At 73.2% G+C, this 26,559-nt stretch carries 25 protein-coding genes; 3 read left to right on the plus strand and 22 right to left on the minus strand.

Features of this window, described 5'->3' with window-relative positions:
- Nucleotides 1–50: 50 nt before the first annotated feature.
- From AC6EH9_RS07130 to mraZ, 20 genes are all read right to left on the minus strand, one after another.
- A complete protein-coding gene (locus AC6EH9_RS07130; RefSeq protein ID WP_498421812.1) occupies nt 51–500 on the minus strand; it encodes a TraR/DksA family transcriptional regulator in 450 nt (149 codons plus the stop codon).
- Nucleotides 501–733: 233 nt separating this feature from the next.
- On the minus strand, nt 734–1,498 hold the full coding sequence (locus tag AC6EH9_RS07135; protein WP_498421813.1) for a DivIVA domain-containing protein: 765 nt from the start codon (nt 1,496–1,498) through the stop codon (nt 734–736).
- Between the two features lie 94 nt (nt 1,499–1,592).
- Nucleotides 1,593–1,886, minus strand: a complete 294-nt coding sequence (locus tag AC6EH9_RS07140; protein WP_498421814.1) for a YggT family protein — start codon at nt 1,884–1,886, stop codon at nt 1,593–1,595.
- An 8-nt stretch (nt 1,887–1,894) separates the two neighbouring features.
- Nucleotides 1,895–2,386: a cell division protein SepF gene (locus AC6EH9_RS07145; protein ID WP_498421815.1), complete on the minus strand. Its 492-nt coding sequence runs from the start codon at nt 2,384–2,386 to the stop codon at nt 1,895–1,897.
- Between the two features lie 58 nt (nt 2,387–2,444).
- Entirely contained in the window at nt 2,445–3,146 is a 702-nt protein-coding gene (locus tag AC6EH9_RS07150; RefSeq protein ID WP_498421816.1) for a YggS family pyridoxal phosphate-dependent enzyme, read from the minus strand.
- Nucleotides 3,143–3,853, minus strand: a complete 711-nt coding sequence (locus AC6EH9_RS07155; RefSeq protein ID WP_498421817.1) for a purine nucleoside phosphorylase YfiH/LACC1 family protein — start codon at nt 3,851–3,853, stop codon at nt 3,143–3,145. The genes AC6EH9_RS07150 and AC6EH9_RS07155 overlap by 4 nt, the downstream gene beginning before the upstream one ends.
- A gap of 3 nt (nt 3,854–3,856) precedes the next feature.
- The gene (gene ftsZ / locus AC6EH9_RS07160) at nt 3,857–5,212 is read right to left on the minus strand and encodes a cell division protein FtsZ (RefSeq protein WP_498421818.1); all 1,356 of its coding nucleotides are present in this window, start codon (nt 5,210–5,212) and stop codon (nt 3,857–3,859) included.
- Nucleotides 5,213–5,477: 265 nt separating this feature from the next.
- A complete protein-coding gene (locus AC6EH9_RS07165) occupies nt 5,478–6,263 on the minus strand; it encodes a cell division protein FtsQ/DivIB (RefSeq protein WP_498421819.1) in 786 nt (261 codons plus the stop codon).
- The gene (gene murC, locus AC6EH9_RS07170; protein ID WP_498421820.1) at nt 6,263–7,675 is read right to left on the minus strand and encodes a UDP-N-acetylmuramate--L-alanine ligase; all 1,413 of its coding nucleotides are present in this window, start codon (nt 7,673–7,675) and stop codon (nt 6,263–6,265) included. Before murC ends, AC6EH9_RS07165 begins: the two co-directional genes overlap by 1 nt.
- On the minus strand, nt 7,672–8,745 hold the full coding sequence (gene murG, locus AC6EH9_RS07175) for an undecaprenyldiphospho-muramoylpentapeptide beta-N-acetylglucosaminyltransferase (protein WP_498421821.1): 1,074 nt from the start codon (nt 8,743–8,745) through the stop codon (nt 7,672–7,674). The genes murC and murG overlap by 4 nt, the downstream gene beginning before the upstream one ends.
- A gap of 24 nt (nt 8,746–8,769) precedes the next feature.
- Nucleotides 8,770–10,086, minus strand: coding sequence for a putative lipid II flippase FtsW (gene ftsW, locus AC6EH9_RS07180; RefSeq protein WP_498421822.1), 1,317 nt, complete (start codon nt 10,084–10,086; stop codon nt 8,770–8,772).
- A gap of 124 nt (nt 10,087–10,210) precedes the next feature.
- The gene (locus AC6EH9_RS07185) at nt 10,211–11,212 is read right to left on the minus strand and encodes a Mur ligase family protein (protein WP_498421823.1); all 1,002 of its coding nucleotides are present in this window, start codon (nt 11,210–11,212) and stop codon (nt 10,211–10,213) included.
- Complete coding sequence (gene mraY / locus AC6EH9_RS07190; protein ID WP_498421824.1) at nt 11,194–12,276, minus strand: phospho-N-acetylmuramoyl-pentapeptide-transferase; 1,083 nt, start codon at nt 12,274–12,276, stop codon at nt 11,194–11,196. The genes AC6EH9_RS07185 and mraY overlap by 19 nt, the downstream gene beginning before the upstream one ends.
- A complete protein-coding gene (locus AC6EH9_RS07195; protein ID WP_498421825.1) occupies nt 12,273–13,685 on the minus strand; it encodes a UDP-N-acetylmuramoyl-tripeptide--D-alanyl-D-alanine ligase in 1,413 nt (470 codons plus the stop codon). The genes mraY and AC6EH9_RS07195 overlap by 4 nt, the downstream gene beginning before the upstream one ends.
- Nucleotides 13,682–15,235: a UDP-N-acetylmuramoyl-L-alanyl-D-glutamate--2,6-diaminopimelate ligase gene (locus tag AC6EH9_RS07200; RefSeq protein WP_498422258.1), complete on the minus strand. Its 1,554-nt coding sequence runs from the start codon at nt 15,233–15,235 to the stop codon at nt 13,682–13,684. Before AC6EH9_RS07200 ends, AC6EH9_RS07195 begins: the two co-directional genes overlap by 4 nt.
- A gap of 25 nt (nt 15,236–15,260) precedes the next feature.
- Nucleotides 15,261–17,009 (minus strand): peptidoglycan D,D-transpeptidase FtsI family protein, encoded by a 1,749-nt coding sequence (locus tag AC6EH9_RS07205; RefSeq protein ID WP_498421826.1) that lies wholly within the window; start codon nt 17,007–17,009, stop codon nt 15,261–15,263.
- Between the two features lie 155 nt (nt 17,010–17,164).
- Nucleotides 17,165–17,758 (minus strand): cell division protein FtsL, encoded by a 594-nt coding sequence (ftsL, locus tag AC6EH9_RS07210; protein WP_498421827.1) that lies wholly within the window; start codon nt 17,756–17,758, stop codon nt 17,165–17,167.
- Complete coding sequence (gene rsmH, locus AC6EH9_RS07215; RefSeq protein WP_498421828.1) at nt 17,755–18,720, minus strand: 16S rRNA (cytosine(1402)-N(4))-methyltransferase RsmH; 966 nt, start codon at nt 18,718–18,720, stop codon at nt 17,755–17,757. Before rsmH ends, ftsL begins: the two co-directional genes overlap by 4 nt.
- A gap of 8 nt (nt 18,721–18,728) precedes the next feature.
- Nucleotides 18,729–18,917: a hypothetical protein gene (locus AC6EH9_RS07220; protein WP_498421829.1), complete on the minus strand. Its 189-nt coding sequence runs from the start codon at nt 18,915–18,917 to the stop codon at nt 18,729–18,731.
- A gap of 252 nt (nt 18,918–19,169) precedes the next feature.
- Nucleotides 19,170–19,598 (minus strand): division/cell wall cluster transcriptional repressor MraZ, encoded by a 429-nt coding sequence (mraZ, locus tag AC6EH9_RS07225; protein WP_498421830.1) that lies wholly within the window; start codon nt 19,596–19,598, stop codon nt 19,170–19,172.
- A gap of 397 nt (nt 19,599–19,995) precedes the next feature.
- On the opposite strand from mraZ, the gene AC6EH9_RS07230 reads away from it, so the two are divergent.
- The 3 genes from AC6EH9_RS07230 to AC6EH9_RS07240 are packed head-to-tail and all read left to right on the plus strand — an operon-like array spanning nt 19,996 to nt 24,745.
- Entirely contained in the window at nt 19,996–20,985 is a 990-nt protein-coding gene (locus tag AC6EH9_RS07230) for an AAA family ATPase (RefSeq protein ID WP_498421831.1), read from the plus strand.
- Between the two features lie 14 nt (nt 20,986–20,999).
- Entirely contained in the window at nt 21,000–22,322 is a 1,323-nt protein-coding gene (locus AC6EH9_RS07235; protein WP_498421832.1) for a DUF58 domain-containing protein, read from the plus strand.
- Complete coding sequence (locus tag AC6EH9_RS07240; protein ID WP_498421833.1) at nt 22,319–24,745, plus strand: transglutaminase TgpA family protein; 2,427 nt, start codon at nt 22,319–22,321, stop codon at nt 24,743–24,745. Before AC6EH9_RS07235 ends, AC6EH9_RS07240 begins: the two co-directional genes overlap by 4 nt.
- Before the next feature lie 63 nt (nt 24,746–24,808).
- Here the strand turns inward: AC6EH9_RS07240 and AC6EH9_RS07245 are convergent, their stop codons facing one another.
- Nucleotides 24,809–25,243, minus strand: coding sequence for an SCO2097 family morphological protein (locus tag AC6EH9_RS07245; protein WP_498421834.1), 435 nt, complete (start codon nt 25,241–25,243; stop codon nt 24,809–24,811).
- 106 nt (nt 25,244–25,349) lie between these two features.
- On the minus strand, nt 25,350–26,534 hold the full coding sequence (dinB, locus tag AC6EH9_RS07250; RefSeq protein WP_498421835.1) for a DNA polymerase IV: 1,185 nt from the start codon (nt 26,532–26,534) through the stop codon (nt 25,350–25,352).
- Nucleotides 26,535–26,559 lie beyond the last annotated feature (25 nt).

Below are 26,559 nucleotides of genomic sequence, written 5' to 3' on the forward strand. Positions count from 1 at the left end.
GAGGCGGCCTCGGGTGGATGGGGGAACTGGACCAGTGGGGTCGCTGTGACTCAGCGACGTTCCTCGCGCTGCTTGCATGACATGCACAGTGTCGCACGCGGAAAAGCCATCAGCCGCATCTTGCCGATCGCCTGCCCGCACGACTCGCACACCCCGTAGGAGCTGTCGTCGATGTGGGCCAGCGCCCGGTCGATCTGCGCCAGCATCTCCCGTTCGTGGTTGACCACCGCGAGCTCGTGGTCGCGCTCGAAGCTCGTCGCGCCCATGTCCGCCTGGTCGTGGCCGGCCCCGTCACCGGCGTCCTTCATCAGCCCGGCCAGCTCGACCTCCTGGTCGTGCAGGTGCTGGACGAGCCGGTCGCGGTGATCGTGCAACTCGACCAGGACCTCGTCGAGCTCCGCTGTGGTCCAGGGCTGCTCGCCCTCCTTGACCACGAGCGAAGCCACGCCGTCGTTGCGCTCGACCTGCTGGGTGCCGTTCTTGGTGGCGGTCTTCTTCACGGGTGCCTTCTTCGCCTTGGTCGGGGCTGGCCGTCTTGCCGAAGCCTTGTCCACTGCTGCTCCTCCTCGGACTGCACCACGTGATCGGAGAACCACGCCGGGTGTCGGGAGAGTAGCGACTTCTTCGGGGGGACTCAATCGACCACGCCCAGCCGGGCCCGGACGCGACGACGGCCGGACCCCCGCAGGGATCCGGCCGTCGTGTGAGATCGTCCGGCGCGAGCCGGCCTGTCTCAGTCCTGCTCGTCGCCCAGGATCGAGCGCAGGCGCTTGGGAGCCGGAGCGCTGTCCCCCGAGGGGGCAGCCGTCTCCGGGGAGCCGCTGAGCGCCTCCAGCTGCTGGCTGAAGTAGCTCTTGAGCCGGGCCCGGTACTCACGCTCGAAGGAGCGCAGCGTCTCGACCTCGCTGCTGAGCTTGTCGCGCTCCTTCTCGAGGTCGCCGAACATCTGACGACGACGCTCCGCGGTCTCGGAGTCGAGCATCTGCGAACGGGTCCGGGCGTCCGCCTCGAGCCGGTCGGCCTTGCTCTTGGCCTCGGACTCCAGGCGCTCGGCCTTGGTGCGGGCCTCGCCGACGATCTTGTCGGCCTCGTTCTTGGCCTCGTCGACGAGCTCGTCGGCGTTGCGCGTGGCCAGCTCGAGCAGGCGAGCCGCAGCGTTGGACGCCTGCGGGACCGTCTCCACCCGGATGGTCTCCGCCGGAGCCGCGGGCGCAGCCGCGACAGGAGCGGGGGCCGGAGCCGGAGCGGGCTTGTCCTCCACCGGCGCGGGGGCCGGCTTCTCGTACGACGGCGCGGGAGATGCGCTCTTGCCACCCGACTGGGCGGCGGCGAGCTTGGAGCGAAGCTCCTCGTTCTCCTTCGTGAGGCGAGCAAGCTCGGCCTCCACCTCATCGAGGAACTGGTCGACCTCCCCCATGTCGTAACCCTCGCGCAGGCGGACGGGAGTGAAACGCTTGTTACTCACGTCCTCAGGCGTCAGCGGCATGACCTCACCCATTCGTTAGTCGGCATACTTCTCGGCTTTCGGTCGAACTGTAGCGCCTGGCCCCTGATCCGGGTTAGCGGCCCAGGCGGCAGACAGTAGGGGCTGGCTAGCTCAGCAGCAGCGCAGCGTTCAGGTACTTCAGCAGGTACGCGATCAGCAGGACCAGGATGAAGCTCAGGTCCAGGGCCACGGACCCCAGGCGCAGCGGCGGGATGACCCGGCGCAGCGCCAAGATCGGGGGGTCGGTGATGGAGTAGACGATCTCCAGCACGACCAGGAGCGGGCCGCTCGGCGACCAGGAGCGGGCGAAGACCTGCACCCAGTCCACGACGAAGCGCACCCACAGCAGGGCGATGAACGCCCACAGCAGGCCTTCGATGACCTGTCCGAGTATCTGCATCTCAGCTGTCAGCTCTGATTGAAGAAACCGCCCTCGACGATGCGCTGTTTGTCCTCGGCCGCCACCGTGACGTTGGCGGGCGAGAGCAGGAACACCTTGCTGGTCACCCGCTCGATGGTCCCGCGGGTGGCGAAGACGAGACCGGCGGCGAAGTCGACCAGGCGCTTGGCGTCGGAGTCGTCCATCTCGGAGAGGTTCATGATCACCGGCACCCCCTCGCGGAAGTTCTCACCGATCGTGCGCGCCTCGTTGTAGGTGCGCGGGTGGAGCGTGGTGATCCGGGACAGCTCGGCCACCACCCCGGTCGCCACCGGCGTCGGACGACGACGCTCGGAGAGGTCGGAGACCGGCCGCGGCTCCACGGGGGCGACCTTGCCGGGCCGGGGCGCGGGCGCGCGCTCGGCCGGCGTCTCGTCGTACTCGCCCTCGTACTCGTCGTACCGACCGGTGTCCTCGAGCAGGCCGAGGTACTCGCCGATCCTGCGCATCGCGCCGCTCATGACTGTCGTCCTCCGGAACTCCTGCGCCCCTGAAGGGACGCTGTGTTGATGGTTGACACTACTTGATCACCGGCCTCTCGCCGAGGATGGCGCTCCCGACGCGCACGTGTGTCGCGCCGGCGGCCACCGCCTGTTCCAGATCGCCGCTCATCCCCGCCGAGAGCCAGGTGGCCTCCGGGTGGCTCTGCAGCAGTTCCGCGCGCAGCCGGGCGAGCCGTGCGAAGGCCGCCTGGGGGTCCTCCCCGAGCGGGGCCACCGCCATCAGCCCGCGCAGTCGCAGCTCGCGGTGCGAGGCCACCTCGTGGGCCAGGGCGAGCACCTGGTCCGGCGGCGCGCCGGCGCGGCCCTGCCCCGTGCCCGGCGGATCCAGGCTGACCTGCACCAGGCAGTCCAGCACCGTGCCCCGCTGGGCGGCTCCCTTGACCAGTCCCCCGACCAGCCGTGGGCGGTCGACCGACTGCACCACGTCCGCGTACGACGCGACCGCGGCCGCCTTGTTGCTCTGCAGGCCCCCGACGAAGTGCCAGCGCAGGCCCAGGTCCGCGCACTGCTGCCACTTCTCCTGGGCCTCCTGGTGCCGGTTCTCCGCCACGTCGCGCACGCCGAGCTCGGCCAGCGCGCGCACGTCGGAGGCGGGGAAGAACTTGGTGACCACCACGAGGGTGACCTCGTCCGCCTCGCGTCCGGCGTCGCGACAGGCCGTGCGTATCCGGGAGTGCACGGTGTCGAGGTTGGCGGCGAGCTGATCGAGCCTGCTCATCCCGTCCTCATCACCAGGGCGCCGAGCCGACCGGCTCGCGCGCCCTCACGGCGGTGCGACCACAGGTCGGGGTCCTCGCGCGTGCACCGGCCCGCAGCGAGGCTGGTCACGCCGAGGGCGTCGAGCTGCGCGCGCACCCCGGCACCGATGTCGAGGGCGGGCGTGCCCCACGAGGTCTGCGCCCATGCCTGCGGCACGACGTCGGCGACGTCGCGGCGCATCTGCTCGGGCACCTCGTAGCAGCGCCCGCACACGTGCGGCCCCACCCAGGCGTGCAGATCCGTGGCGCCCAGCGCACGCATCCGCGCCACCACCGCAGGCACCACCTCGGCCACCAGCCCGGGTCGCCCGGCATGGGCTGCCCCGACCACGCCGGAGCCGGCCAGCAGCACCGGGACGCAGTCCGCGGTCCGGATCAGCAGCGGGACACCCGGCGCGGCGGTGACCAGGCCGTCGGCCACGATCTCCTCCCCCGCCCAGCTCTCGTCCACGACCTCGACCGCGCCGCCGTGCACCTGGGTCAGCCCGACCGGGGTGCGCCCGGGGCAGAACGCCTCGGCGACCTCGGTGAGGCCCGGCGAGTCGGCCGGCCCGGTGACCGGGGCGCCGTCACGCACGAGGCTGAGATTGAGGCAGCGGCCGTCACCGGCGTGGCGATCGGTGAAGGCGACCTCCACCGCACCACGCCGGTCACGGAACGCGAACACGACTCACTTCAGGAAGTCGGGGACGTCGAGCTCGTCGTCGTCGAACTCGACCTGGCGCGTGGGGCGCGTGGGCTGCGGGGCGACGGGGCGACGCTCCTGCGCCGGGGCCTGACCCTGGCCCTGGCTCTGGCCGCCCTGGCTCTGGCCGTGGTTCTGGCCGCCCTGGTTCTGACCGCCCTGGTTCTGGCCGCCCTGGTTGCCCCCGTACTGCCCCTGGCTGGGGGCCGACTGGCTCTGGCCACCACGCAGCCCCTGACCGGCGGGCACGGCGGGAGCAGGCTGGCGCGGCGCCTGCTGGGCGGGAGCCTGGCGCTGCTGCTGGGCGAGCTGCTGGGCGGCCGCGCGGGTCTCCTCCTGGCTCTGCTGAGCGGGCGCGCGCCGCAGCACCGTGCCCTCGTCGCGCTTCTTCGGCATTCCGCCGTCGAAGCCGGCGGCGATCACGGTGACGCGCACCTCGTCGCCGAGCGCGTCGTCGATGGTGGCACCGAAGATGATGTTGGCCTCGGGGTGGGCGGCCTGGGCCACCATCGCGGCAGCCTCGTTGATCTCGAACAGGCCGAGGTCGGAGCCGCCGGCGATGGAGAGCAGGACGCCGTGGGCGCCGTCGATGGACGCCTCGAGCAGGGGGCTGGAGACCGCCATCTCAGAGGCGGCGACCGCACGGTCCTCACCGCGCGCGGAGCCGATGCCCATCAGGGCCGAGCCCGCGTTCGCCATCACCGACTTCACGTCGGCGAAGTCGAGGTTGATCAGGCCGGGGGTGGTGATCAGGTCGGTGATGCCCGAGACACCCTGCAGCAGCACCTGGTCGGCCTGCTTGAAGGCGTCGAGGATCGACACGTTGCGGTCGCTGATCGAGAGCAGCCGGTCGTTGGGGATGACGATGAGGGTGTCGACCTCGTCGCGCAGCTGCGAGATGCCCTCCTCGGCCTGGTTGGCCCGGCGACGCCCCTCGAAGGCGAACGGCCGCGTCACCACGCCGATCGTCAGGGCGCCCAGCGAGCGAGCGATGCGCGCCACGACCGGCGCGCCGCCGGTGCCGGTGCCGCCTCCCTCGCCGGCGGTCACGAAGACCATGTCGGCGCCCTTGAGGACCTCCTCGATCTCGTCGGCGTGGTCCTCGGCCGCCTGGCCGCCCACGCTCGGGTCCGCGCCGGCACCGAGGCCGCGCGTCAGGTCACGACCGATGTCCAGCTTGACGTCGGCGTCGCTCATCAGGAGGGCCTGGGCGTCGGTGTTGATCGCGATGAACTCGACACCCTTGAGCCCTACCTCGATCATGCGGTTGACGGCGTTGACCCCGCCACCACCGATACCCACGACCTTGATGATGGCCAGGTAGTTCTGCGCTGCTGCCACGGCTGCTCAAGCCCTTCGCTGATCGAGTCCCGGCCGACGTCGGCCCGGACATCCGGGTGCTGCTTCGTATGAGGATCGTGCGGTTGGGTTCTTCGAACCGCGTGCTGCGAGGCCACCGATCGAGCCGGAAGACCCTAACCCTCAACCTGAGGGTTATAGTTATGTCAACCTCGCGTTGCAGACGAAGGTAGGCAACCGCAGGACTCAGGTCCAACCGACACGCCCAGCACCGAGTGGCGGATCGAGAAATTCGGCGTCGAGGCGCTCAGTCGACGTCGCTGGTGGTGGGCTGCCCCGGCACGCTCACGTCGTAGTGGCGCGCCTCGCGCGCCTGGAGCAGGGCGTCGAGGACGCGGGCCTTGTCCGTCGACTGCTCGGCGCTCCCCCAGTCCACGGTGCGCCCGTCGCGCAGCTCGAGCACGATCTGGTCCACGGTGGCGACCGCGACGTGGTCGACGTCGGCCAGCAGGTCGGCGGGCAGGGCGGAGACCACCTGGGCGGCCTCGAGCATCGCCTCGCTGCGGATCCCCGCGGCGAGCTCCAGGCGGGGCAGGTCACCGGGCTCGCGGGCGAAGGTCCGGAACAGCACCCCCTCCTCGTCCATCCCCCGCAACCGATCGCCGGCGGGCACGACGGCGATCGCCTCGCGCTCCACCACGCGCACCACGACGCCGTCGGGCCACTGCCGCGAGACGTCGACCGAGCGGACGGCGGCGAGCGCGGCGACGCGCGCGCGGACGGCGTCCAGGTCGAGGCGGGCCAGCGGCTCCCCCGACGGCACGTCCGCGACCCGGCGCACCTCGTCGTCCTCGAGCAGGGCGTTGCCCTCCACGCTGACACCGTGCACGGCCAGCACCGAGGAGAACATCACCAGCCAGACCCCGAGCCCGAGCGCGACGGCGAGCCCGGCCCCGGCCAGGACCACCCGCCACGTCCGCCAGCGACGGGCGCGCTGGCGGCGCTCGAAGCGCTGCCGGGTGCGCTCGGCACCGGGGTCGGAGCTCGCACCGGCGCCCGCACCGGTCCGCGCACGCGAGGGGTCGCGCACCATCAGCGGCTGCCCAGGAGCTCGAGCAGGCGCGGCCCCAGGACCGTCACGTCTCCGGCACCGAGGGTCAGCACGACGTCCCCGGGTCGGGCGCGGGCCGCCAGCTCGCCGGGGACCTCGTCGAACGCCGGGACGAAGGCCACCCGATCGCCGGCCAGTGGCACCGCCTGCGCGACGAGCCGTCCGGTGACCGCGGGGTCGGGGTCCTCGCGGGCGAGGTAGACGTCCAGGACCACGACCTCGTCGGCGGCGCCCAGCGCGCGGCCCATCGCCTCGCCGAAGATCCGGGTACGCGAGACCAGGTGGGGCTGGAAGGCGACCACCAGCCGGCCGTCCCCGGCCACCGCGCGGGCGGCCTGCAGGTCCCCGTCGATCTCCTTGGGGTGGTGGGCGTAGCTGTCGTAGACCCGCACGCCCGCGGCCTCGCCCTTGAGCTCCATGCGCCGGCGGGTGCCGGTGAACGAGCCGAGCCCCTCGGCCAGGGCTGCGAAGGGGAACCCGAGGCGCAGGCCGACGGCCAGCGCGGCGAGCGCGTCCAGCACGTAGTGACGCCCCGGGATCTGCAACCGCACCTGCCCCAGCTCGCGGCCGGCGTCGTGGACGGTGAAGGTCGAGGTGGTGCCCACGAAGCTCAGGTCGCTGGCCCGCAGGTCGGCCTGGGCCGACTCGCCGACCCCGACGACCGTCATCCCCCGCTCGCGCGCCCGCTCGGCGAGCTCGGCGGCGCCGGGGTCGTCGAGGCAGCAGACCAGGAAGCCGTCGGGGTCGATCCGGTCGAGGAACTCCACGAACGCGGCGCGGTAGGCCTCCTCGGTGCCCCACACGTCGAGGTGGTCGGCCTCGACGTTGGTCACGATCGCGGCGTGCGGGCGATAGACCAGGAACGCGCCGTCGCTCTCGTCGGCCTCGGCCACGAAGAGGTCGCCGGAGCCCTCGTGGGCGTTGGTGCCGGTGGCGCTCAGCGTCCCGCCGATGGCGTACGTCGGGTCGGCACCGGCCCGCTGCAGGGCGACGGTGAGCAGCGACGTGGTGGTGGTCTTGCCGTGGGTGCCGGCCACCGCGAGGGTGCGCCGTCCGTGCATCACCGCGGCCAGGGCCGCCGAGCGGGGCAGCAGGCGCAGCCCCTGGGCCCGGGCCTCGACGACCTCGGGGTTGGTCTCGCGCACCGCGGTGGAGACGACCAGGGTGTCGACGTCGTGGACGTGCTCGGCGGCGTGGCCCACGTGCACCCGGGCCCCGAGCGCGCGCAGGTCGTCGAGCACCGGCGAGTCGGCCCCGTCGGAGCCGCTGACCGCGATCCCGCGCTCGAGCATGATCCGGGCGATCCCGGAGAGGCCGGCTCCGCCGATGCCGACGAAGTGCACCCGGCCCAGCTGGTCGGCGGGCAGCAGCACCTCGGGTACGGGGATCCTCATCGGGCGGCCCCCAGCACGATCCGGGCCAGCTGCTCGTCCGCGTCGCGCGGGATCAGCGCGGAGGCGGCCGCCCCCATCGCCGCGAGCCGGTCGGGGTCGGCGAGCAGGCCGGGCACCGTGGCCGCGACCCACTCCGGGGTGAGCGCCTGGTCGGAGACGAGCAGCGCTCCCCCGGCGTCGACCACGGGGCGCGCGTTGTGCTCCTGCTCGCCGTTGCCGATCGGCAGCGGGACGAAGACCGCGGGCAGGCCGACGGCGGCGGCCTCGGTGACGCTCGAGGCGCCGGCGCGGCAGACCACCAGGTCGGCCGCGGCGTAGGCGAGGTCCATCCGGTCGACGTAGTTCACCACCACGTAGGGCACCTGCGCGTCCGGGGAGTCGGGGAGCTCGTTCTTGGGCCCGACCACGTGCAGCACCTGCACGCCGGCCTCGGCCAGCGTCGTCGCCGCACCGGTGATCGCCTCGTTGATCCGCCGGGCGCCCTGGGAGCCTCCGGTGACCAGCAGCGTGGGCCGGTCGGGATCGAGCCCGAAGAAGGCTCGGCCCTCGGCACGTGCGGCGGACCGGTCCAGGCTGGAGATCAGCGAGCGGACCGGCAACCCGACGTAGCGGGCGTGGGGCAGCGGCGTGTCGGGGAAGCTGACCGCGACGTGCTGCGCGAGCCGGGCGCCGACCTTGTTGGCCAGCCCGGGCAGGGCGTTCTGCTCGTGCACGACCAGGGGCACGCGCCGACGGCGGGCGGCCAGGTAGGCCGGCATCGAGACGTAGCCGCCGTAGCCGACGACGACGTCGGGGCGGACCCGGTCGAAGACGGCGAGGGTCTCGCGCACCGCGGCGCGCAGCCGGCCCGGGACCCGCAGCAGCTCGCCCGAGGGCCGGCGCGGCAGCGGCACCGGCGGGATCAGCTCGAGGCGGTAGCCGGCCTCCGGCACCACCCGGGTCTCCAGGCCCCGGGAGGTGCCCAGGCAGGTGACCTCGGTGTCGGGCGCGAGCCGACGCAGGGCGTCGGCGGTCGCGAGCAGGGGGGAGGTGTGTCCGGCGGTGCCACCGCCGGCGAGAAGAACGCGCATGAAGGACCTTTCCGAGGACCGAATCTATCGGCCCCGACGCGACGACCACGGGGCGGAGCGCCCGGCCGTCCGGGTGCGACGCCGCGCGGCGAGGGCGCGCGCGGCTTCCGGCTCCCGCCGGGCGAAGCCGATCAGCAGGCCGAGCGCCACCAGCGAGGGCAGCAGCGCCGACCCGCCGTACGACACCAGCGGGAGCGGGATGCCGATGACGGGGAGCAGGGCCAGCACCATACCGATGTTGATCATCGCCTGGCCCAGCAGCCACACCACGATCGCGAACGTCGCGTAGCGCACGAACGGCTCGGTGGTGGTGAGGGCGACCCGGATGGCGGCGTAGGCGATGGTGAAGAACAGGGCGAGCACCAGCAGCGTGCCGACCAGGCCGAGCTCCTCGCCGAGGACGGCGAAGATGAAGTCGGTGTGGGCCTCGGGCAGGTCGCCCCACTTCTGCTGGCTGGCGCCGATGCCGCGGCCGAAGAAGCTGCCCGAGGACAGCGCGAACAGCCCGTGCGCGGGCTGCCAGCCGGCGTCCTGGTAGTCCTTGAACGGGTCGACGAAGTTCCGGATCCGGTCCAGGCGCTCCGGGCTGGTCGAGGCCAGCGCGGCCAGGGCCACGCCGGCGGCCACCACCGCGGCGACGAAGAAGCGGGCCGGCGCGCCGACCACCCACAGCAGCGCCATCAGGATGGCGCCGAGCACCAGCGCGGTGCCCAGGTCGCCCTGCCACAGCACCAGCCCGATCACCAGCAGCAGGCCGGGCACGACCGGCAGGAACACGTGGCTGAGCCGGTCCAGCAGCTGCTCCTTGTGCGCGTACACGCCCGCGGCCCACAGCACGATCGCCAGCTTCGCGATCTCCGAGGGCTGTAGCTGGACCGGGCCGAGCGCGAGCCAGTTGGTGTTGCCGCTGACCTCGACGCCGAGCGAGGTCTTGGTCAGCGCGAGCATCACGATCGCGATCACCATCGCCGGCCAGCTGATCACCCACAGGAAGCGGTACGACAGCCGGGAGGCGATCCAAGCGCAGGGCAGGCCGATGAGCACCCACACCAGCTGGCGCTCGACGATCCCGTAGGAGTTGTCCATGTGCTCGTAGGCGTAGACGCTCGAGGAGCTGAGCACCATGATCAACCCGATGGTCAGCAGCAGCGCGGAGGCGCCCAGCAGCAGGTAGTACGACGTGAGCGGCCGGTCCAGCGCGTGGCGGATGCCGCTGGCGGTGTGCTGCACCGTGGTGCGCGCCTCCCGCAGGGTGTCCAGGAGCCCCGAGCGCGGTGCCGGGTCCGGCTCGGCGTCCGTCGGGCGCGAGCGCCGTCGGGTGTCCGGCGGGACGGTCGTCATCGCGGCCCCTCACGCTCCTCCCGGCCCTGCGCGTCCCCGGTGGGACGACGTCGCCACGAGTCTCCCCGGCCGTCGCGCCGATGACCGGGACATCCGGCGCGTGTCGCCGCAAGGGCGAGCAGGGTCACCCTTCCCGGTGGGGCGGGACGTACCCGCGCAGCCCGTCGCGTACGGCGCCGCGCGCGACGCCGTGGGCACGGGCCAGCGCCGCGGCGCTCAGCGCCGCGGCCACCGTGCGGGGCTCGCCGTCGGGGAGGTCCCCGACCGTGCACAGCTCGGCGGCGCTGGTGTGGCGCGCCTCGATGAACGCGCGGTCGGCGAGGATGTCCTCGACCAGCCCGAGCATCCCCACCGCGGGCATCCCCAGGGTGCAGCCGACGGCACGGGCGCCCTCCACGACGTCCGCCTCGCGCACCAGCATCTCCACGTCCGGGTCGGCCGCGTCGTACACGCAGGCCACCTGCACGTTCTCGTAGGCGCGGGCCAGGTCCTCGACGCCGTCGTGGGCCCCGAGGACCACCGCCGCCTGCGCGCTCATCGAGCGGCAGTGGCGCAACCGGGTGGCGTCCAGGCGGACCACCAGGGCGTCGTAGCGCTCGGTGTCCATCACCGCCTCCACGACCGGCAGACCGGAGACGCCGACGACGTCGGTGCGCCGGCCGCTGGCGCGCAGGATCGAGGCGAGCATCTCCACGACCGGCTCGGTGTCCCCGTCGCCGGCGGCCACCAGCCAGGGGGTGTGGTGCGCGGGATCGCGCAGCCGCCAGGCCAGCTCGACCTCACCCCAGACCGGCACGCCGCGGGCGCGGGCCTGCTCCAGCAGCGGGCCCTCGCGGTGCCAGCCCGGAGTCACCACGAGCAGGTCGGTGTCCTCGGGCAGCGCGTCGGCCGCACCCTCGCCCAGGCGGACCCGGGCGCCGAGCACCTCGAGCAGCTCGGCCGGCTCCGCGCGGTCCTCCCCCGCGGTCTCGTCGAGGGCGAGCACGTCCGCGCCGAGATGGTTGAGGTTGTCGGCGCAGGCGAACCCGTCGCGCCCGAAGCCGGCGACGACGACCCGGACCCCGGACCAGCGGCTGGTGCGCCCGAGCGCATCGACCTCGGCGGGCGTCACGTGCTGGCCACCCATTGGGTGTAGAAGATGCCGAGCCCGGCGACGACGCAGATGCCGGTGATGATCCAGAACCGGATGACGACCGTCACCTGCTCCCAGCCGAGCATCTCGAAGTGGTGGTGCAGCGGCGCCATCCGGAAGACGCGCCGCCCCTTGGAGAGCTTGAAGTAGCCCACCTGGATCATCACCGAGAGGGTCTCGATGATGAACAGGCCGCCCAGGATCACCAGCAGCAGTTCGGTGCGGGTCAGGATGGCGAGTCCGGCCAGGGCCCCGCCCAGCGAGAGCGAGCCAGTGTCGCCCATGAAGATCTGGGCCGGGGAGGCGTTCCACCACAGGAAGCCGAAGCAGGCACCGGTGATCGAGGCGGCGACCACGGCGAGGTCCAGCGGGTCGCGCACCTCGTAGCAGGTCGGGCCCGGCTCGATGCCGCACGCCTGGTTGAACTGCCAGATGTTCACCAGCGTGTAGGCCGCGAACACCATCGCGCAGGCTCCGGTGGCCAGTCCGTCGAGTCCGTCGGTGAGGTTCACCGCGTTGCTGGTCCCGGCGATGATCAGCCAGATCAGCAGCACCGCGAGGATCAGCGGCAGACCCAGCCAGTCGATGTCGCGGATGAACGAGATGTGGTTCGACGCCGGGGTCCGGCCCCGCTCGTCCTCCATCCACGGGGAGAGGGCCAGCAGCGCGAAGACGACCGCGATCAGGGTCTGCCCGATCATCTTCGCCTTGCTGCGCAGCCCGAGGCTGCGCTGCTTGTAGATCTTGATGAAGTCGTCGAGGAAGCCGACCAGGCCGAGCCCCACGAATAGGAAAAGCAGCAGCAGCGCGGACGCCGAGGGCAGCTCCTTGTTCGCCGGGTAGGTGATCAGCTTGGCGAGGAAGTAGCTCACCACCGTCGCCAGGATGATCACCAGGCCACCCATGGTGGGGGTGCCGCGTTTGGTGTGGTGGCTGGTGGGGCCGTCGTCGCGGATCTCCTGGCCATAGCCCTTGCGTGACAGCACGGTGATCGCGACCCGCGTGCCGAGAAGAGAGATGATCAGCGCCAGGCCGCCGCCGAGCAGGATCGCTCTCATCGTGGATTGCTCCCTTGTTCCAGAAGTGCTTGTGCGACGTGCTCGAGGCCCACGCCGCGCGAGGCCTTGACGAGCACCACGTCGCCCGGCGAGACATTCTCGCCCACCCATCGGATCGCTTCGTCACGTGACGTGGTGACGATGGCCACGCCGCCCCAGCCAGGCACGTCCCGGGCGCCGTCGGCGATGGCGCGTGCCTCCTCGCCGACGACCACCAGCACGTCGACACCCGCGTGCGCCGCGTCCGCGCCGACCTCGGCGTGGGCCGCGGCAGCACCCGGCCCCAGCTCGCGCATCTCCCCCAGCACCGCGACCGTGCGCCGTCCGCGCCGCCGGCCGATCGAGGACAGCGCGGACAGCGCCGCGCGCATCGCGGCCGGGTTGGCGTTGTAGGCGTCGTTGAGCACGACCGTGGTGTCGCTGCGCTCGTGCACCTCCATCCGCCACCGCGAGGTGGCCACGACGTCGCCCAGGGCGGACACCGCGGCCGAGAACTCCATCCCCGCCGCCACCGCCATCGCCAGCGCTGCGGCGGCGTTGTGCAGCTGGAAGGCGCCCGACTGCCGCAGGTGCTGGCGGATCCGGCGCTCGGGCCGCTCGGTGCGCAGCACGAAGTCGGCGCCGGGGCGGTCGAGGTCGTCGACCTCCTCGTCGTACCAGCTGAGGTCGGCGTCGGCGGCGCGCCCGAAGCGCAGCACCCGGGCCCGGGTGCGCGGTGCCATCGCGGCGCCGAGGTCGTCGTCGGCGTTGATCACCGCCACCCCGTCGGCGGGCAGCGCCTCGAGGATCTCCCCCTTGGCCTGCGCGATCCGCTCGCGCGTGCCGAACTCGCCGAGGTGGGCGGAGCCGATGTTGAGCACCGCGGCGATGCTGGGGCGGGCGATGTCGCACAGGTAGGCGATGTGGCCGAGGCCGCGCGCCCCCATCTCCACGACCAGGTACGCCGTCTCCGGCGTCGCACGCAGGACCGTGAGCGGCACGCCGATCTCGTTGTTGAAGTTGCCGGCGGTGGCCACCGTGGGGCCCTGGGTCGCCAGCAGCTGGGCGAGGTAGTCCTTGGTGCCGGTCTTGCCCTGGCTGCCGGTCAGCGCCAGCACGGTGGTGCCGGTGAGGCGCTCGCGCACGTGGCGCGCCAGCCGCCCCAGGGCGAGCACGGCGTCCTCGACGACCACCGTCGGCACTCCGGTCGCGCGGGTGCCGAGCACCGCCGCGGCCCCGGCCCCGACCGCGGCACGCGCGTAGTCGTGGCCGTCCACCTGCTCGCCGGGCACGGCGACGAAGAGCCCGCCGGGCTCCACCCGCCGGCTGTCCACGAACGCCGGTCCGTGCACCACGACGTCGGCGCTGCCGGCGTCGTGGACCGCGCCGCCCACCGCGTCGGCGATCTCGGTCAGGGACATCGCGATCATCGCGCGACCAGCTCCTCGCGCACGACCACCCGGTCGTCGAAGTCGTGGACCACCTGGCCCACCTCCTGGCCGGTCTCGTGGCCCTTGCCGGCGATCAGCACGATGTCGCCGGCCACCGCCAGGCGCAGCGCCTCGCGGATCGCGGCGCGCCGGTCGCCGATCTCCAGCACCTCGCCGGGTCCGGACGCGCCGGCCAGCACCGCCGCCCGGATCGCGGCGGGGTCCTCGCCGCGCGGGTTGTCGTCGGTCACCACCAGGACGTCGGCCAGCCGGGCCGCGATCTCCCCCATCAGCTGCCTCTTGCCGGGGTCGCGGTCGCCACCGGCCCCGAGCACCACGATCAGCCGTCCCTCGGTGAGCGGGCGCAGGGTGGCCAGCGTCGCCTCGACGGCGTCCGGCTTGTGCGCGTAGTCGACGACCACCTCGAAGTCCTGGCCCGCGTCGATCCGCTCCAGCCGTCCGGGGACGCCGGCGCCCTCGGCGATGCCGGCGGCGATCTCGCCCGGGTCGAAGCCGGCCTCGGCGCACGCGGCCACCGCGGCCAGCGCGTTGGCGACGTTGAAGTCGCCGGGCAGGGGCACCCCGGCGGCCACCCGGACCCCGTCCGGGCCCTCGACGGTGAACCGGGAGCCGTCGGCGGCCAGCTCGACGTCGACCGCGCGCCAATCTGCCGCGGGGTCTCTCAGCGAGAAGGTGCGCACCGGGATCCGGGCCTCGCGGGCCAGTCGCCGGCCGTGGGCGTCGTCGAGGTTGACCAGGGCGCGCCGGGCCCGCTGCGGCGTGAAGAGCGAGGCCTTGGCGCGGTAGTAGTCCTCCACGTCGGCGTGGAAGTCGAGGTGGTCGCGGCCGAGGTTGGTGAAGACCGCGACGTCGAAGACGATGCCGTCGACGCGCCCCATCACCAGCGCGTGGCTGGAGACCTCCATCGCGCAGGCCGTCACGCCGCGCTCGCGCATCATCGCGAAGAGGCCGTGCAGGTCGGGGGCCTCGGGCGTGGTCAGCGAGGTGGGGACGTCCTGCCCCGCCACGCGGGTGCCGACCGTGCCGACGACCCCGGCCGGGACTCCGGCGCGCTGCAGCCCCGACTCGGCAAGCCGGGTGGTGGTGGTCTTGCCCTGGGTCCCGGTCACCGCGATCATCCGCAGGCTCTCGGTGGGCTCGCCGTACACGTGCGAGGCCAGTGCGCCGAGGACCGAGCGCGGGCTGTCCACCACCAGCAGGGGCACGCCCGCGGGGACCTGCGCGGCACCCGCCTCGTCGGTGAGCACCGCGACCGCACCGGCCTCGAGCGCGTCTGCGGTGAACGCGGCGCCGTGCACCCGCGCCCCCGGCAGCGCTGCGTACAGGTCACCGGCCTGGACCCGCTGCGAGCCCAGGCAGATCCCGGTCACCAGCGCGTCCGCGACGTTCTCGGCGCGGACGACGACCGAGCGCTCCCCCAGCCAGGCGGTCAGGTCGGCCAGGGCGATCGGGCGTACGTCGAGCGGTCGGACCGAGGGGCCGGAGGGCTTGATCGGGTGGGCAGGGGCAGAGTCGGAGGCTGGGTTCACCACGGCGCGAGATTACCCGTTGGGCTCACCACTCCACCGGCAGCCTGGGCGCTCGCGACCCGGTCGGCGGGACACCGTAGCGCCGCAGCGCGTGGCCCATGATCTTGGAGAACGCCGGGCCCGCCACCGAGCCGCCGCCGCCGCCGTTGCTGGGGCTCTGGATCATCACGTAGACGGTGAACCGGGGCTTGTCGGCAGGGGCGAAGCCGGCGAACGACACCGTGTTGTCCCCCGGCCGGTAGCACTGGCACTCCTCGTCGACACGCTGGGCGGTCCCGGTCTTGCCGGCCACCCGGTAGCCGTCCACGGCCGCTCCCGGGGCCACCCCGTCCTCGGGGTCGAGCACCAGCTCCATCATCTGGGCGGTCTGGGTCGCGGCCCGGGCGCTGATCACCCGCTCGGCGCGCGTGGTGCCCGAGCCCACCTCCACGCCGTCCTCGGTGGTCGCCGTGCCCTGGATCAGGCTCGGGGAGACCCGGACGCCCTTGTTGGCCACGGTGTTCACCGCGGTCACCATCTGCAGGGCGTTGACCGACATCGACTGCCCGAACGCGATCCGGTCCTTGGTCATCTCGTCCCAGCGGCTCCCGTCGGACAGGATGCCGGCCGACTCGCCGCGGATGCCGACGTCGGTGCGCTGGCCGAGCCCGAAGTCGCGCAGGTAGCCGTGCAGCTCCTCGGCGCTCAGCTTGTCCGCGGCCAGGACGGTGCCGATGTTGGAGGACTTCGCCAGGGTGCCGGCCAGGGTCAGCCGCAGCGGACCGTGCTCCCAGTAGTCCCCGATGGTGCGGTCCCCGCTGGGGATCCGGCTGGGCACCGCGATCCGGGTCCGGGGGGTGACCCGCCCGGCGTCCAGCAGCGCCGCCACGGTCAGCACCTTCTCGACCGAGCCGGGCTCGTAGACGTCGCTGACGGCGCGCGAGCCGCGGTCCTCCTTGTCCACCAGCAGCCACGAGTTCGCGTCGAACGTCGGGTGGTCGGCCAGCGCGATCAGCTCGCCGGTGCGGCTGTCCATCACGATCGCCACGCCGGACTCGCCGCCGGAGTCCTCCACGGTCTGGCGGAGCACCCGCTGGACGTACCACTGCACGTCACGGTCGATGGTCAGCTTGAGGTCGGTGCCGTCGACCGGCTCGACGGTGCTGCTCTCCCCCAGCGGCAGCCGGTTGCCGCCGGCGCCCTCGAACTGGGTGGAGCCGTCCTTGCCGGCCAGCAGGTGGTCGAAGGTGAGCTCCAGCCCGGCCAGCGGCTCGTCGGTGCCCATGAACCCCACCAGGTTGGCGGCCACGTCGTCGTTGGGGTAGTCGCGCAGCGGGTCGCGCTCGGTGCTCAGCCCCAGGTAGCCCAGCTCCTCGGCCTCCTCGAGCACCTCCTCGGCGAGCGCGGAGGGGATGCGGCGCGCGACGTACTCGTAGCGTCGGCCCTCGGCGCGGAGCTTCTCGAGCACGTCGATGTAGTCGACGTCGTAGCGGGCGTCGAGGCGGGTGGAGAGCAGCTTGGCCAGCTCGGGGGCGTGCTCGGCGGTCAGCATCGGGTCGGCGATGATCATCACGCCGTCGACCGAGCTGGCCAGCGCGACGCCGTTGCGGTCCAGGATCGCCCCGCGATCCGCCGGCAGCGTGACCTCCTTGGTGTTGGCCTGCGCCGCCATCTCCGCGTACGCCTTCGGGTCGAGTCCCTGCAGCTGCACCAGCCGCGCGCCGAAGACCGACAGCACCATGGCGATCAGCACGAACCCGATCCGCAGCCGGAACAGCGCCGAGCCGCGGCGCATCCTCCCGCGCGGGGCACGGGATCCGGTCGGTCGGCCGGTGGGCCGGGGGCGCGGTGCTGGCAACGGGGTCTCCGTGTCTGGTTCGGGGGCGAGCGGGGGCGCAGGGGTCTGTGCGCCGCCGCTCCATTTCTACCGGCAGCGAGGGCCCGATCGGCTCAACGCGGGGCCGTGTCCGCCCGGAACTTCGGCTTGGCGCGCTCGCCGGCGCGCGGGGTGTCGTCGGTGGGCAGCTCGGTGGCCGGCGCGGGCGCCGGCACCTCGACCACCCGGACCGGCGGGTTGAGCACGGAGGGCTTGACCGGCGGGCGGGGCTCGATGCGGACGTCGGAGCCGGGTGCGGCGGGCTCCGGCGCGGCACCGATCACCTCGGCGTCCTCGAGCCGCAGGAAGGTGGGCGAGGCCCCCAGCACCATCCCCAGCCCACGCGCCTCACGGGCCACCCGCTGGGGGTTGCGCAGCTCCTCGAGCTCCATCTGCAGCGTCTGCTGGCGCGCGCTCAGCGACTTGGCCTGGGCCTCCAGCGCGGTCGCGGCGAAGGAGTTCTGCTGCAGCGAGGTGTTGAACAGCAGCAGCCCGACGACGCCACCGAGCAGCAACAGCGTCACCAGGGCGACGAACGGCGCCCGGGTGACCTGCGGCCGGGTCCCGGGGACGACGCTCAGCCGGGCGCGCTCCAGGCCCGCTCCCGCCAGTCGGGGAAGGGCGCTCTGCGTCGAGCGGGGACGAGGCTGCGGTGCCGTGCTGCTCATCGGGTGACCCCTTCGGTGGGACGGACGCGTTCAAGGGCGCGCAGACGGACGCTGGCGGCACGGGGGTTCTCGGCGATCTCGTGCTCGTCGGCCTTCTCCGCGCCCCGGGTGACCAGGCGCAGCGCCGGCTCCATCCCCTCGGGCACGAACGGCATGTCGACCGGCACGGTGCTGCGGGTGGCCTCGGTGAAGGCCTGCTTGACCATCCGGTCCTCCAGGGAGTGGTAGCTCTCCACCACCACCCGGCCGCCCACGCCGATCGCGGCGATCGCGGCCGGCAGCGCGCGGCGCAGCACGGCGAGCTCGTCGTTGACCTCCATCCGCAGCGCCTGGAAGGTCCGCTTCGCCGGGTGCCCTCCGGTACGGCGGGCGGGGGCCGGGATCTCGGCGTAGAGCAGCTCGACGAGGCGCCCCGAGGTCGTGAACGGCTCCTTCTCGCGCTCGCGCACCACCGCCCGGGCGATCTTCGAGGCGAACTTCTCCTCGCCGTACTCGCGCAGGACGCGGGTCAGCTCGCGGGCGTCGTAGGTGTTGAGCACGTCGGCGGCGGTCGGGCCGGTGCTGCCGTCCATCCGCATGTCCAGCGGGGCGTCCACCCGGTAGGCGAAGCCGCGCTCGGCCACGTCGAGCTGCATCGAGGAGACGCCGAGGTCGAAGAGCACCGCGTCGACGGTGCGCAGAGCGAGGTCGTCGAGGACCGCGGGGATCTCGTCGTAGACCGCGTGCACCCCGGTGAAGCGGTCCCCGAAGGGAGCCAGCCGCTCGCCGGCGAGCGCCAGGGCCTGCGGGTCGCGGTCGATGCCGACGACCCGGGCGCCGGGGATCCGGGTCAGCACCGCCTCGCTGTGACCGCCGAGGCCGAGGGTGCAGTCGAGGAGGACGGCCCCCTCGCGCTCGAGCGCGGGTGCCAGCAGGGCGACGACCCGGTCGAGCAGGACCGGGACGTGTCGGGGATCACTCATCGTCGGACCTAGCGCCCCAGGCTCAGCGCGAGCATCAGGGCGACGGCGAGGACCAGCGAGGTCACCGCGCTGAACGCCATCACCGCGAGTGCCTCACGCGCCTGGTGGCGCACCCGGCGTGAGCCGGGCGTCACCTGCACCGGTGTCATGCCCATGGTCTCGACCCCCACGACGTTGCTGCGCTCCCTGCCCCTCATGGGCACTGCTGGTCCTGCTGGTCCTGCTGGTGCCGGACGTGGAACGAACGAACTCGCCTGACCAGGTCCCTGCCCGCTCCCCGGATTGGGAAGTGGCCCTCTGGAGCCGGGGAAGTTGCCCCAGATGGCGCCGTCGGAGCGGGCACGAGACCTCGTCCTGCGAGTTCGTTCTTCTCTTGTCCTGCGGTGCTGCTGTGCTGCTAACTGCGGTGCTGCTAACTGCTGTGCTGCTTGTTGCTGTGCTGGTGGGGATCAGATCCCCGGGAAGACCTCGTCGCTGAGCTCGGCGAACTTCTGCTCCTGCTCCTGCGAGTACGTCTCCCACGAGCCCGGGTCCCAGATCTCGATCCGGTTCATCGCGCCGATCACCATCACGTCCTTGGTGAGCGAGGCGTAGTCCCGCAGTACCGACGGGATGGAGATCCGGCCCTGCTTGTCCGGCACCTCCTGCGAGGCGGCGGCGAACAGCATCCGGACGTAGTCCCGCGTTCCCTTGTTGGTGACCGGAGCCTCCCGGAGCCGCTCGGTCAGACGACCGAAGTCCTCCATCGACCAGATCGTCAGACACCGCTCCTGACCACGAGTCACCACGAGTCCCTCCGCCAGTTCCTCCCTGAACTTCGCCGGAAGGAACAGCCGTCCCTTGTCGTCGAGCTTCGGTGTGTAGGTGCCGAAGAACATCGGCCACCTCCACAGGTCAGCACTTCTTCCTCCACTGCGCTCCACCATACTCCACCCTTCCCCACCGTCAACCATTCCGACCGTGTTTCGAGGCGGATTTCCGCCCGTCGGGGCCGTCGGCGGGGCGACCGCCCGGTCGCCGACTGAGGGGTGCCGACCGGGGGCCAGCCCTGGCAGAATGTGCGTCTGCCCAGGTCAGCGCGGCTTCGACCGGGTGCGCACCGGCCGGTCCGGCCTCGGGTGGAGCGCCGGTGGGGAGAATCCGGCGCTGGTGGCGCAACCGGGTGGAGCGAAGTGGGGCGGATGGTGGGGACGGGCGGGTAGGTTGCCGCCACCGCCTACCGTGGGCGCAGGTGCGGGCGTGGCCCCGGGCCGTGAGGACGGGGAGGGAGCGCACGTGGTTGCAGCGACACCGGAGAGCGCCGACCTGGAGACCCTGGCCCGGGTGACCGGCCGAGTCCGGGCCAACGTCGAGCGGGTCATCGAGGGCAAGCCCGAGGTGGTCACCGCAGCGCTCGTCGTGCTCCTCGCCGAGGGGCACCTGCTGATCGAGGACGTGCCCGGGGTGGGCAAGACGATGCTGAGCAAGGCCCTGGCCCGCAGCATCGACTGCTCCGTGCGGCGCATCCAGTTCACACCCGATCTGCTGCCCTCGGACGTCACCGGGGTGTCGATCTTCAACCAGGACACCCGCGAGTTCGAGTTCCGCCCCGGCGGCATCTTCGCCAACGTGGTGGTCGGCGACGAGATCAACCGCGCCTCCCCCAAGACGCAGTCCGCGCTGCTCGAGTGCATGGAGGAGCGCCAGGTCACCGTCGACGGCACCACGTTCCAGCTCGACACGCCGTTCATCGTGATCGCCACCCAGAACCCCATCGAGATGGAGGGCACCTACGCCCTGCCGGAGGCGCAGCGGGACCGATTCATGGCGCGGCTCTCGGTGGGCTACCCGGTGGAGAGCGCGGAGATCGCGATGCTCTCCTCGCACACCGGGAGCAACCCGCTCGACGACCTCGAGCCGGTCACCGACGCGGCGGAGGTGCGCAAGCTGATCAGCATCGTCGCGCAGGTGTACGTCGCCGAGCCGGTGCAGCGCTACGCCGTCGCCCTCACCACCGCGACCCGGCGCTCGCGCGAGCTGACGCTGGGCGCCTCTCCGCGCGCCACCCTGCACCTGGTGCGGGCCGCGAAGGCGCGGGCCGCGATGCACGGACGCGACTACGTGGTGCCCGACGACCTCACCGCGCTCGCCTCCCCCGTCCTCGCACACCGGCTGATGCCGAGCGTCGAGGCAGCCATGAGCGGGCGCAGCGCGGCCGCGATCCTCGACTCCGTCGTGGCGTCGGTGCCCGTCCCCGTCGGGGCACCGCCCACCGGCGGCGCCTGAGCCAGGGAGACCCGATGAGGTACCCGCCCCTCGCCACCGTCCGCACCGCGCTGAGCGGGCTGACCGTGCGCGGGCGCTCGTTCCTCGCCGCCGGCGCCACTGCCGTGGGCTGCGCCATCGCCCTGGGCCAGCCGGCGCTGACCCGGGTCGGCGTGCTGGTGATGGCCCTGCCGCTGGTCACCTGCCTGGTCCTCGCCCGCGGTCACTACCAGCTCTCGCTGCGCCGTTCGGTCCAGCCCGAGCTCGTTCCCGCCGGACAACCGGCCGTGGTGCGGCTGGGGCTGCGCAACGACGGGCGCACGCCTCAGGGGGCGCTGCTGCTGGAGGACCAGGTCCCCTACGTCCTGGGCACCCGGCCTCGCTTCGTGCTGGAGGGCGTCGGGCGCGGGTGGCACCGCGAGGTGACCTACCAGGTGCGCTCCGAGGTGCGCGGCCACTACGAGATCGGCCCGATGTCGGTGCGGGTCAGCGACCCCTTCGGCCTCGTCGAGCTCGGACGCTCCTTCCACTCCACCTCGGAGCTGACCGTGACCCCGCGGACCGTGGCACTGCCGGCCATCGCGCTGGGCGGCACCTGGACGGGCTCGGGCGACAACCGGCCGCGCTCCTTCAACACCGGCAGCGCCGAGGACGTGACGGTGCGCGAGTACCGGCTCGGCGACGACCTGCGGCGCGTGCACTGGCGCAGCTCGGCACGGGTGGGCGAGCTGATGGTGCGCCGCGAGGAGCAGCCCTGGCAGTCGCGCGCCACGATCTTCCTGGACAACCGGCACCGCGCCCACCGGGGCCGCGGCCTGGCCAGCTCCTTCGAGACCGCCGTGTCGGCCGCCGCCTCGATCGCGGTCCACATGGCGCGGCGCGGCTTCGCCGTACGCCTGGTCACCGCCGCCGGGGAGGAGCCCAGCACCGGGTGGCACGCCCACGACGTCGACCTCGAGACGGGTCCGCTGCTGCAGGCGCTGGCGGTGGTCCCGCTGGTCGCCCTGGACCGCATCGACAGCGGCTGGCTGCTGGAGACCACCCAGCACGGGATGGTGGTGGCGGTGCTGGGCGCCCTCGACGGCTCCGACCTGCCGGTGCTGCGCCGGATGCGCCACCACGGCGGCTCGGCGATGGCGCTCACCCTCGACGTCGACGCCTGGGATCCCGGGCGTCCCTCGGGTGCACCCCAGGCCGGTCCGTCCCCCTCGCCAGGTCCCCTGTCCCGGTCCGCGGAGATGCTCGGCCAGCAGGGCTGGCGCGCGGCGCGCCTGGGGCCACGCGACCGGCTGCCGACGGTCTGGGAGGAGCTGGGCCGACGCCTGGTCTCGCCGGCGGGCACGGGAGCGACCCCATGAGCGCCGGGCGCTCGCGCCCCCCGGCGCTGGTGATGGGACTGGTCGCGCTCGCCACCACCTGGCTCACGCTCCTGTCCTGGCGCGGCCTCACCGAGCGCGCGGGCGACTTCCTGGTCCCGCTGGTGATGGCCGGCCTGCTGATCACGCTCACCGGTGTCCTGGCGCGGCGGCTGCGGCTGCCCGCGGTCCTCGTGCTCCTCGCCCAGCTGGCGCTGGGGGCGGTGCTCCTGCTCGGCGAGCTGACCGGCTCGATCCTGCCCACGCCCACCGCCCTCGCCGACGCGGAGGCGGCGCTGCGCGCAGCCGTGGACGCGGCCGGACGCTACGCGGCTCCGGTGCCCGCCAACGTCGCCGGAATCCACCCGCTGCTGATGCTCGCCGGCCTGGTCTGCATCGTGCTGGTCGACTTCCTGGCCTGCACGCTGCGCCGGGTGCCGCTGGCCGGGCTCCCCCTGCTCTGTGCGTACTCGCTGCCGCTCAACGTCCTCGGCGACTCGGTCGACTGGTGGGTCTTCGTCGCGGTGGCGGTCGGCTTCCTCGCCCTGCTCTACGTGCAGGGCAGCGAGCAGATCGGCCGCTGGGGGCGTCCGGTCGCGCACGGGGGCAGCGGCGACCTCGCCCTGGACCAGGCCCGTCCGACGGTGGTCGACAGTCCCCCGCTGCGGGCCAGCGCGACGCTGATCGGGGCGATCGCCACGGTCCTCGCCCTGACCGTCCCCCTCGCGATCCCCACGCTCTCGCTGTCGGTGCTGGGGCAGGGCCCGGGCGGCGGCGACGACGACGAGATCAAGCTCGAGAACCCGATGACCGACCTGCGCCGCGACCTGCTGCGCGGTGGCGACGTCCCACTGATCACGGTCGAGACCACGGACCCGGCACCGCAGTACCTGCGCATCTCGGTGCTCACGAACTTCAGCAGCGAAGCCTGGACCTCCGGCACCCGCAGTCTCCCCGACGAGCAGCGCGCGGACGGCGAGCTGCCGGGCCCCGCCGGGGTCGACCCCTCGGTGCCCCGCCGGGAGATCGACTACGACTTCCGCGTCGAGGACGAGTTCCGCTCGGCGTGGCTGCCGACCCCGCCGCTCGCCGGCCGGGTCACCGCCCAGGGCGCCTGGAAGTACGACCTCGACACCATGGACTTCCTCGCCAGCGAGGACGGCCTGGACACCAGCCGGCTGACCTACAGCGCCACCGCGCTCGAGCTCGGCCTCGAGGCCGGCGACCTGGCCGCCGCTCCGGGCGGGGCCGACGATGTCGACGACACCTTCACCGATCTGCCCTCCGACCTCCCCGAGACGGTCACCTCCCTGGCCGACAGCGTGACCCGCGAGGCCCGGACCCGCTTCGAGAAGGCCGTGGCCCTGCAGAGCTGGTTCCGCCTCCACGGCGGCTTCACCTACTCCCTCGAGCGCGCCGAGCCGGGCAACGGGGGAAGCGCCCTGGAGGCCTTCCTCTCCGCCGACGGCGGCCGGGTGGGCTACTGCGAGCAGTTCGCCTCCGCCATGGCCGTGATGGCGCGCGCCCTCGACATCCCGGCCCGGGTCGCCGTCGGCTTCCTGCTGCCCGACAAGATCGGTCCGGGCACCTGGCGCTACAGCAGCTGGGACATGCACGCCTGGCCCGAGCTCTACTTCCCCGGCGCCGGCTGGGTGCGCTTCGAGCCCACTCCCCCCACCCGCGCCACCAGCGTCCCCGAGTACACCCGCCAGGAGGTCCCCTCCGCCCCCGAGCCCTCCACGCAGCCCTCACCCACCGAGAGCTCGGCGCCCGGCCCGGTGCCCTCGGCGCGGACCGCGCCGGACGATGCCCCGCTCCCCGAGGTCGGGACCAGCGCGGAGGCCGATGCGGGCTTCCCGTGGGCGGCGGTGCTCGGCATCGGCGCGACGGTGCTGACGGCGGTCCTGCTGCTGGTGCCCCGTGGCCTGCGCCGGGTACGTCGCACACGGCGCTGGGAGGCCGGCGACCCCGACGCGGCCTGGACCGAGCTGCGGGCCGGCGCGCTCGACCTGCGCCTGCCGTGGCCCGAGGGCCTGTCTCCGCGCGCCACCCGGGACGTGGTGGCGCAGTGGCTGGCCCCGGTCCCCGCGCCCTCCGACGCGCAGGTGGCGCAGGTGGCGCAGGTGGGTCCCCGCCGGGGGCCCGAGGCCGCGCCGGACGCGGCCGGGGCGTTGGACCGGCTCACGCAGGCGGTCGAGCGTCACCGTTACGCCCGCGCGGCCGCCCCGGTGGACGGCGCCTCGCTGCGTCGCGACACCGAGCGGTGTGCAGAGTCGCTCGCGGCCGGGGCCGGCCGGTCGAGCCGGCTGCAGTCCACCTGGTGGCCGCGCTCGGTCTTCGAGCGCGAGGACCGGTACGACGGTCGCGGCGGGGGCGACCACCGCCACGAGCGTGACGAGGAGACGCCGGCGGGGGTCTACCGGTAGTCGGTGGACCGGGCGTCTACCGGTAGTCGATCTGCCGGTAGTCGGTGGACCGGGCGGAGCCGGTCAGAAGCCCCGCTCGCGGCGACGGCGCCACCGCTCCTCCATGCGCTCCATGAAGGAGCCGGAGCCACGCGACGAGGAACGCCCCCGGCGTCGGGAGCGACCGCCCTCGATGACGGTGAACCCGTGACGCCCCTCCTGGACCGTCATGCCCATGGGCTCGGCGGCAGGTCGTTGGCGCAGCGCGGACACGCCGATGGTGGCCGCCGCGAGCATGATGACGAAGCCGACGATGCCCAGCGGAGTGACCTGGAGGATGGCCCCGGCCATCAGCACCGCGATGCCGGCCACGAAGCCGACTCCCGCCAGGATCGCTCGACGTCGAGCGGCATGGCGCAGCGAGCTGCCCCGCAGTGTCGACGCGAACTTGGGGTCCTCTTCGACCAGGGCACGCTCCATCTGCTCGAGCAGTCGGAGCTCCTCTTCCGAGAGCGGCACGATTCCTCCCCGGATCAATCCGCGCTGTGGGTCATTCGACGACGCCACGGCGTCTTCGGACAGTCTAGGCAGGGGGTGGGCACGGCGGTAGCGCGGCGTCGGAAATTCATGACAACAGGCTGGCGGGACGGACCGCGGCGGGCCCGAACCGACGGGTCGCACGATCCACCGCACGGTCGGCTTCGGACCAGCCGCGCTCACGCTCCCCCAGGACGAGCTGGCGCTGGACCTCACCGCGGGGCACCAGCCCCTCCACCCGGACCCCGACCAGCCGGATCCTGGCCCGCTGCAGGCCGAGCGCGTCGTACAGGCGGGTGGCGGTGCGGTAGATCTCCTGGGTGACGTCGGTGTGCTCGGAGAGGGTGCGCGAGCGGGTGATCGTGGTGAAGTCGGCGAACCGGACCCGCAGGGTGACCGTCCGGCCGGCCACCTCGGCGCCGCGCATGCGCCCGGCCACCTTCGCCGACAGCCGGAGCACCTCGCGCACGATCACCTCCCGGTCGTCGGTGTCGCGGGCGAAGGTCTCGTCGGCACCCATGCTGCGCTCGGGGTCCTCGTCACCGCGCCGCGGCGTGATCGTGCGCCGGTCCGTGCCCCAGGCGAGCTCGTGCAGGTGGCTCCCGGTGGCCGCCCCCACCGCCCGCTGCAGCGTGCGCACGGGGGTGTGGGCGATGTCCCCCACCGTGAAGAGGCCCAGCCGGTGCAGCTGCGCGCGGGTCTTCTCCCCCACCCCCCACAGCTCTCCGACGTCGAGGGGGTGCAGGAACGAGGTGAGCGTCGCGGGCGGGACCACCACCACCCCGTCCGGCTTGGCCCGGCGGCTCGCGATCTTGGCCACCGAGGGTGAGGCCGCGACGCCGACCGAGCAGGTGATGCCCTGCTCGTCGTGGATCGTGGCCCGCAGCTGCTCGGCGATCTGCAGGGGCGAGCCCAACCGGCGGGTGCTCCCCCGCACGTCGAGGAAGCCCTCGTCGAGGGAGAGCGTCTCCACCAACGGCGTGACCCGCCGGAAGTTCTCCATCACCGACGACGACACCCGCCCGAACAGCTCGAAGTCCGGCGCGATCACCACCGCCTGCGGGCACAGCCGCCGGGCGCGGGTCATCGGCAGCGCCGAGCGCACGCCGTACTCGCGGGCGAGGTAGTTGGCCGACAGCACCACCCCGCGGTGCCCACCTCCCACGATGACCGGGACCTCGGCCAGCTCCGGCCGGTCCCGCGTCGCGACCGAGGCGTAGAAGGCGTCCATGTCGACGTGGAGCACCGGGCAGTCGGTCGAGGGGTCGGTCATCGGGGGCCTCCGGGGGCGCGCCCAG

Source organism: Nocardioides sp. Z21_20, from assembly GCF_059766585.1.

Bases quoted from the DNA above. Each gene is read 5' to 3' on its own strand.
- AC6EH9_RS07220 (WP_498421829.1), bottom strand. From the start codon at position 18,917: ATGAGGGGCAGGGAGCGCAGCAACGTCGTGGGGGTCGAGACCATGGGC.
- ftsL (WP_498421827.1), bottom strand. From the start codon at position 17,758: ATGAGCAGCACGGCACCGCAGCCTCGTCCCCGCTCGACGCAGAGCGCC.
- AC6EH9_RS07205 (WP_498421826.1), bottom strand. From the start codon at position 17,009: ATGCGCCGCGGCTCGGCGCTGTTCCGGCTGCGGATCGGGTTCGTGCTG.
- AC6EH9_RS07240 (WP_498421833.1), top strand. From the start codon at position 22,319: ATGAGCGCCGGGCGCTCGCGCCCCCCGGCGCTGGTGATGGGACTGGTC.
- dinB (WP_498421835.1), bottom strand. From the start codon at position 26,534: ATGACCGACCCCTCGACCGACTGCCCGGTGCTCCACGTCGACATGGAC.
- AC6EH9_RS07135 (WP_498421813.1), bottom strand. From the start codon at position 1,498: ATGGGTGAGGTCATGCCGCTGACGCCTGAGGACGTGAGTAACAAGCGT.
- AC6EH9_RS07165 (WP_498421819.1), bottom strand. From the start codon at position 6,263: ATGGTGCGCGACCCCTCGCGTGCGCGGACCGGTGCGGGCGCCGGTGCG.
- mraY (WP_498421824.1), bottom strand. From the start codon at position 12,276: ATGAGAGCGATCCTGCTCGGCGGCGGCCTGGCGCTGATCATCTCTCTT.
- AC6EH9_RS07195 (WP_498421825.1), bottom strand. From the start codon at position 13,685: ATGATCGCGATGTCCCTGACCGAGATCGCCGACGCGGTGGGCGGCGCG.
- AC6EH9_RS07235 (WP_498421832.1), top strand. From the start codon at position 21,000: ATGAGGTACCCGCCCCTCGCCACCGTCCGCACCGCGCTGAGCGGGCTG.
- AC6EH9_RS07140 (WP_498421814.1), bottom strand. From the start codon at position 1,886: ATGCAGATACTCGGACAGGTCATCGAAGGCCTGCTGTGGGCGTTCATC.
- ftsW (WP_498421822.1), bottom strand. From the start codon at position 10,086: ATGACGACCGTCCCGCCGGACACCCGACGGCGCTCGCGCCCGACGGAC.
- AC6EH9_RS07150 (WP_498421816.1), bottom strand. From the start codon at position 3,146: ATGAGCAGGCTCGATCAGCTCGCCGCCAACCTCGACACCGTGCACTCC.
- AC6EH9_RS07145 (WP_498421815.1), bottom strand. From the start codon at position 2,386: ATGAGCGGCGCGATGCGCAGGATCGGCGAGTACCTCGGCCTGCTCGAG.
- AC6EH9_RS07185 (WP_498421823.1), bottom strand. From the start codon at position 11,212: ATGGGTGGCCAGCACGTGACGCCCGCCGAGGTCGATGCGCTCGGGCGC.
- rsmH (WP_498421828.1), bottom strand. From the start codon at position 18,720: ATGAGTGATCCCCGACACGTCCCGGTCCTGCTCGACCGGGTCGTCGCC.
- murG (WP_498421821.1), bottom strand. From the start codon at position 8,745: ATGCGCGTTCTTCTCGCCGGCGGTGGCACCGCCGGACACACCTCCCCC.
- murC (WP_498421820.1), bottom strand. From the start codon at position 7,675: ATGAGGATCCCCGTACCCGAGGTGCTGCTGCCCGCCGACCAGCTGGGC.
- mraZ (WP_498421830.1), bottom strand. From the start codon at position 19,598: ATGTTCTTCGGCACCTACACACCGAAGCTCGACGACAAGGGACGGCTG.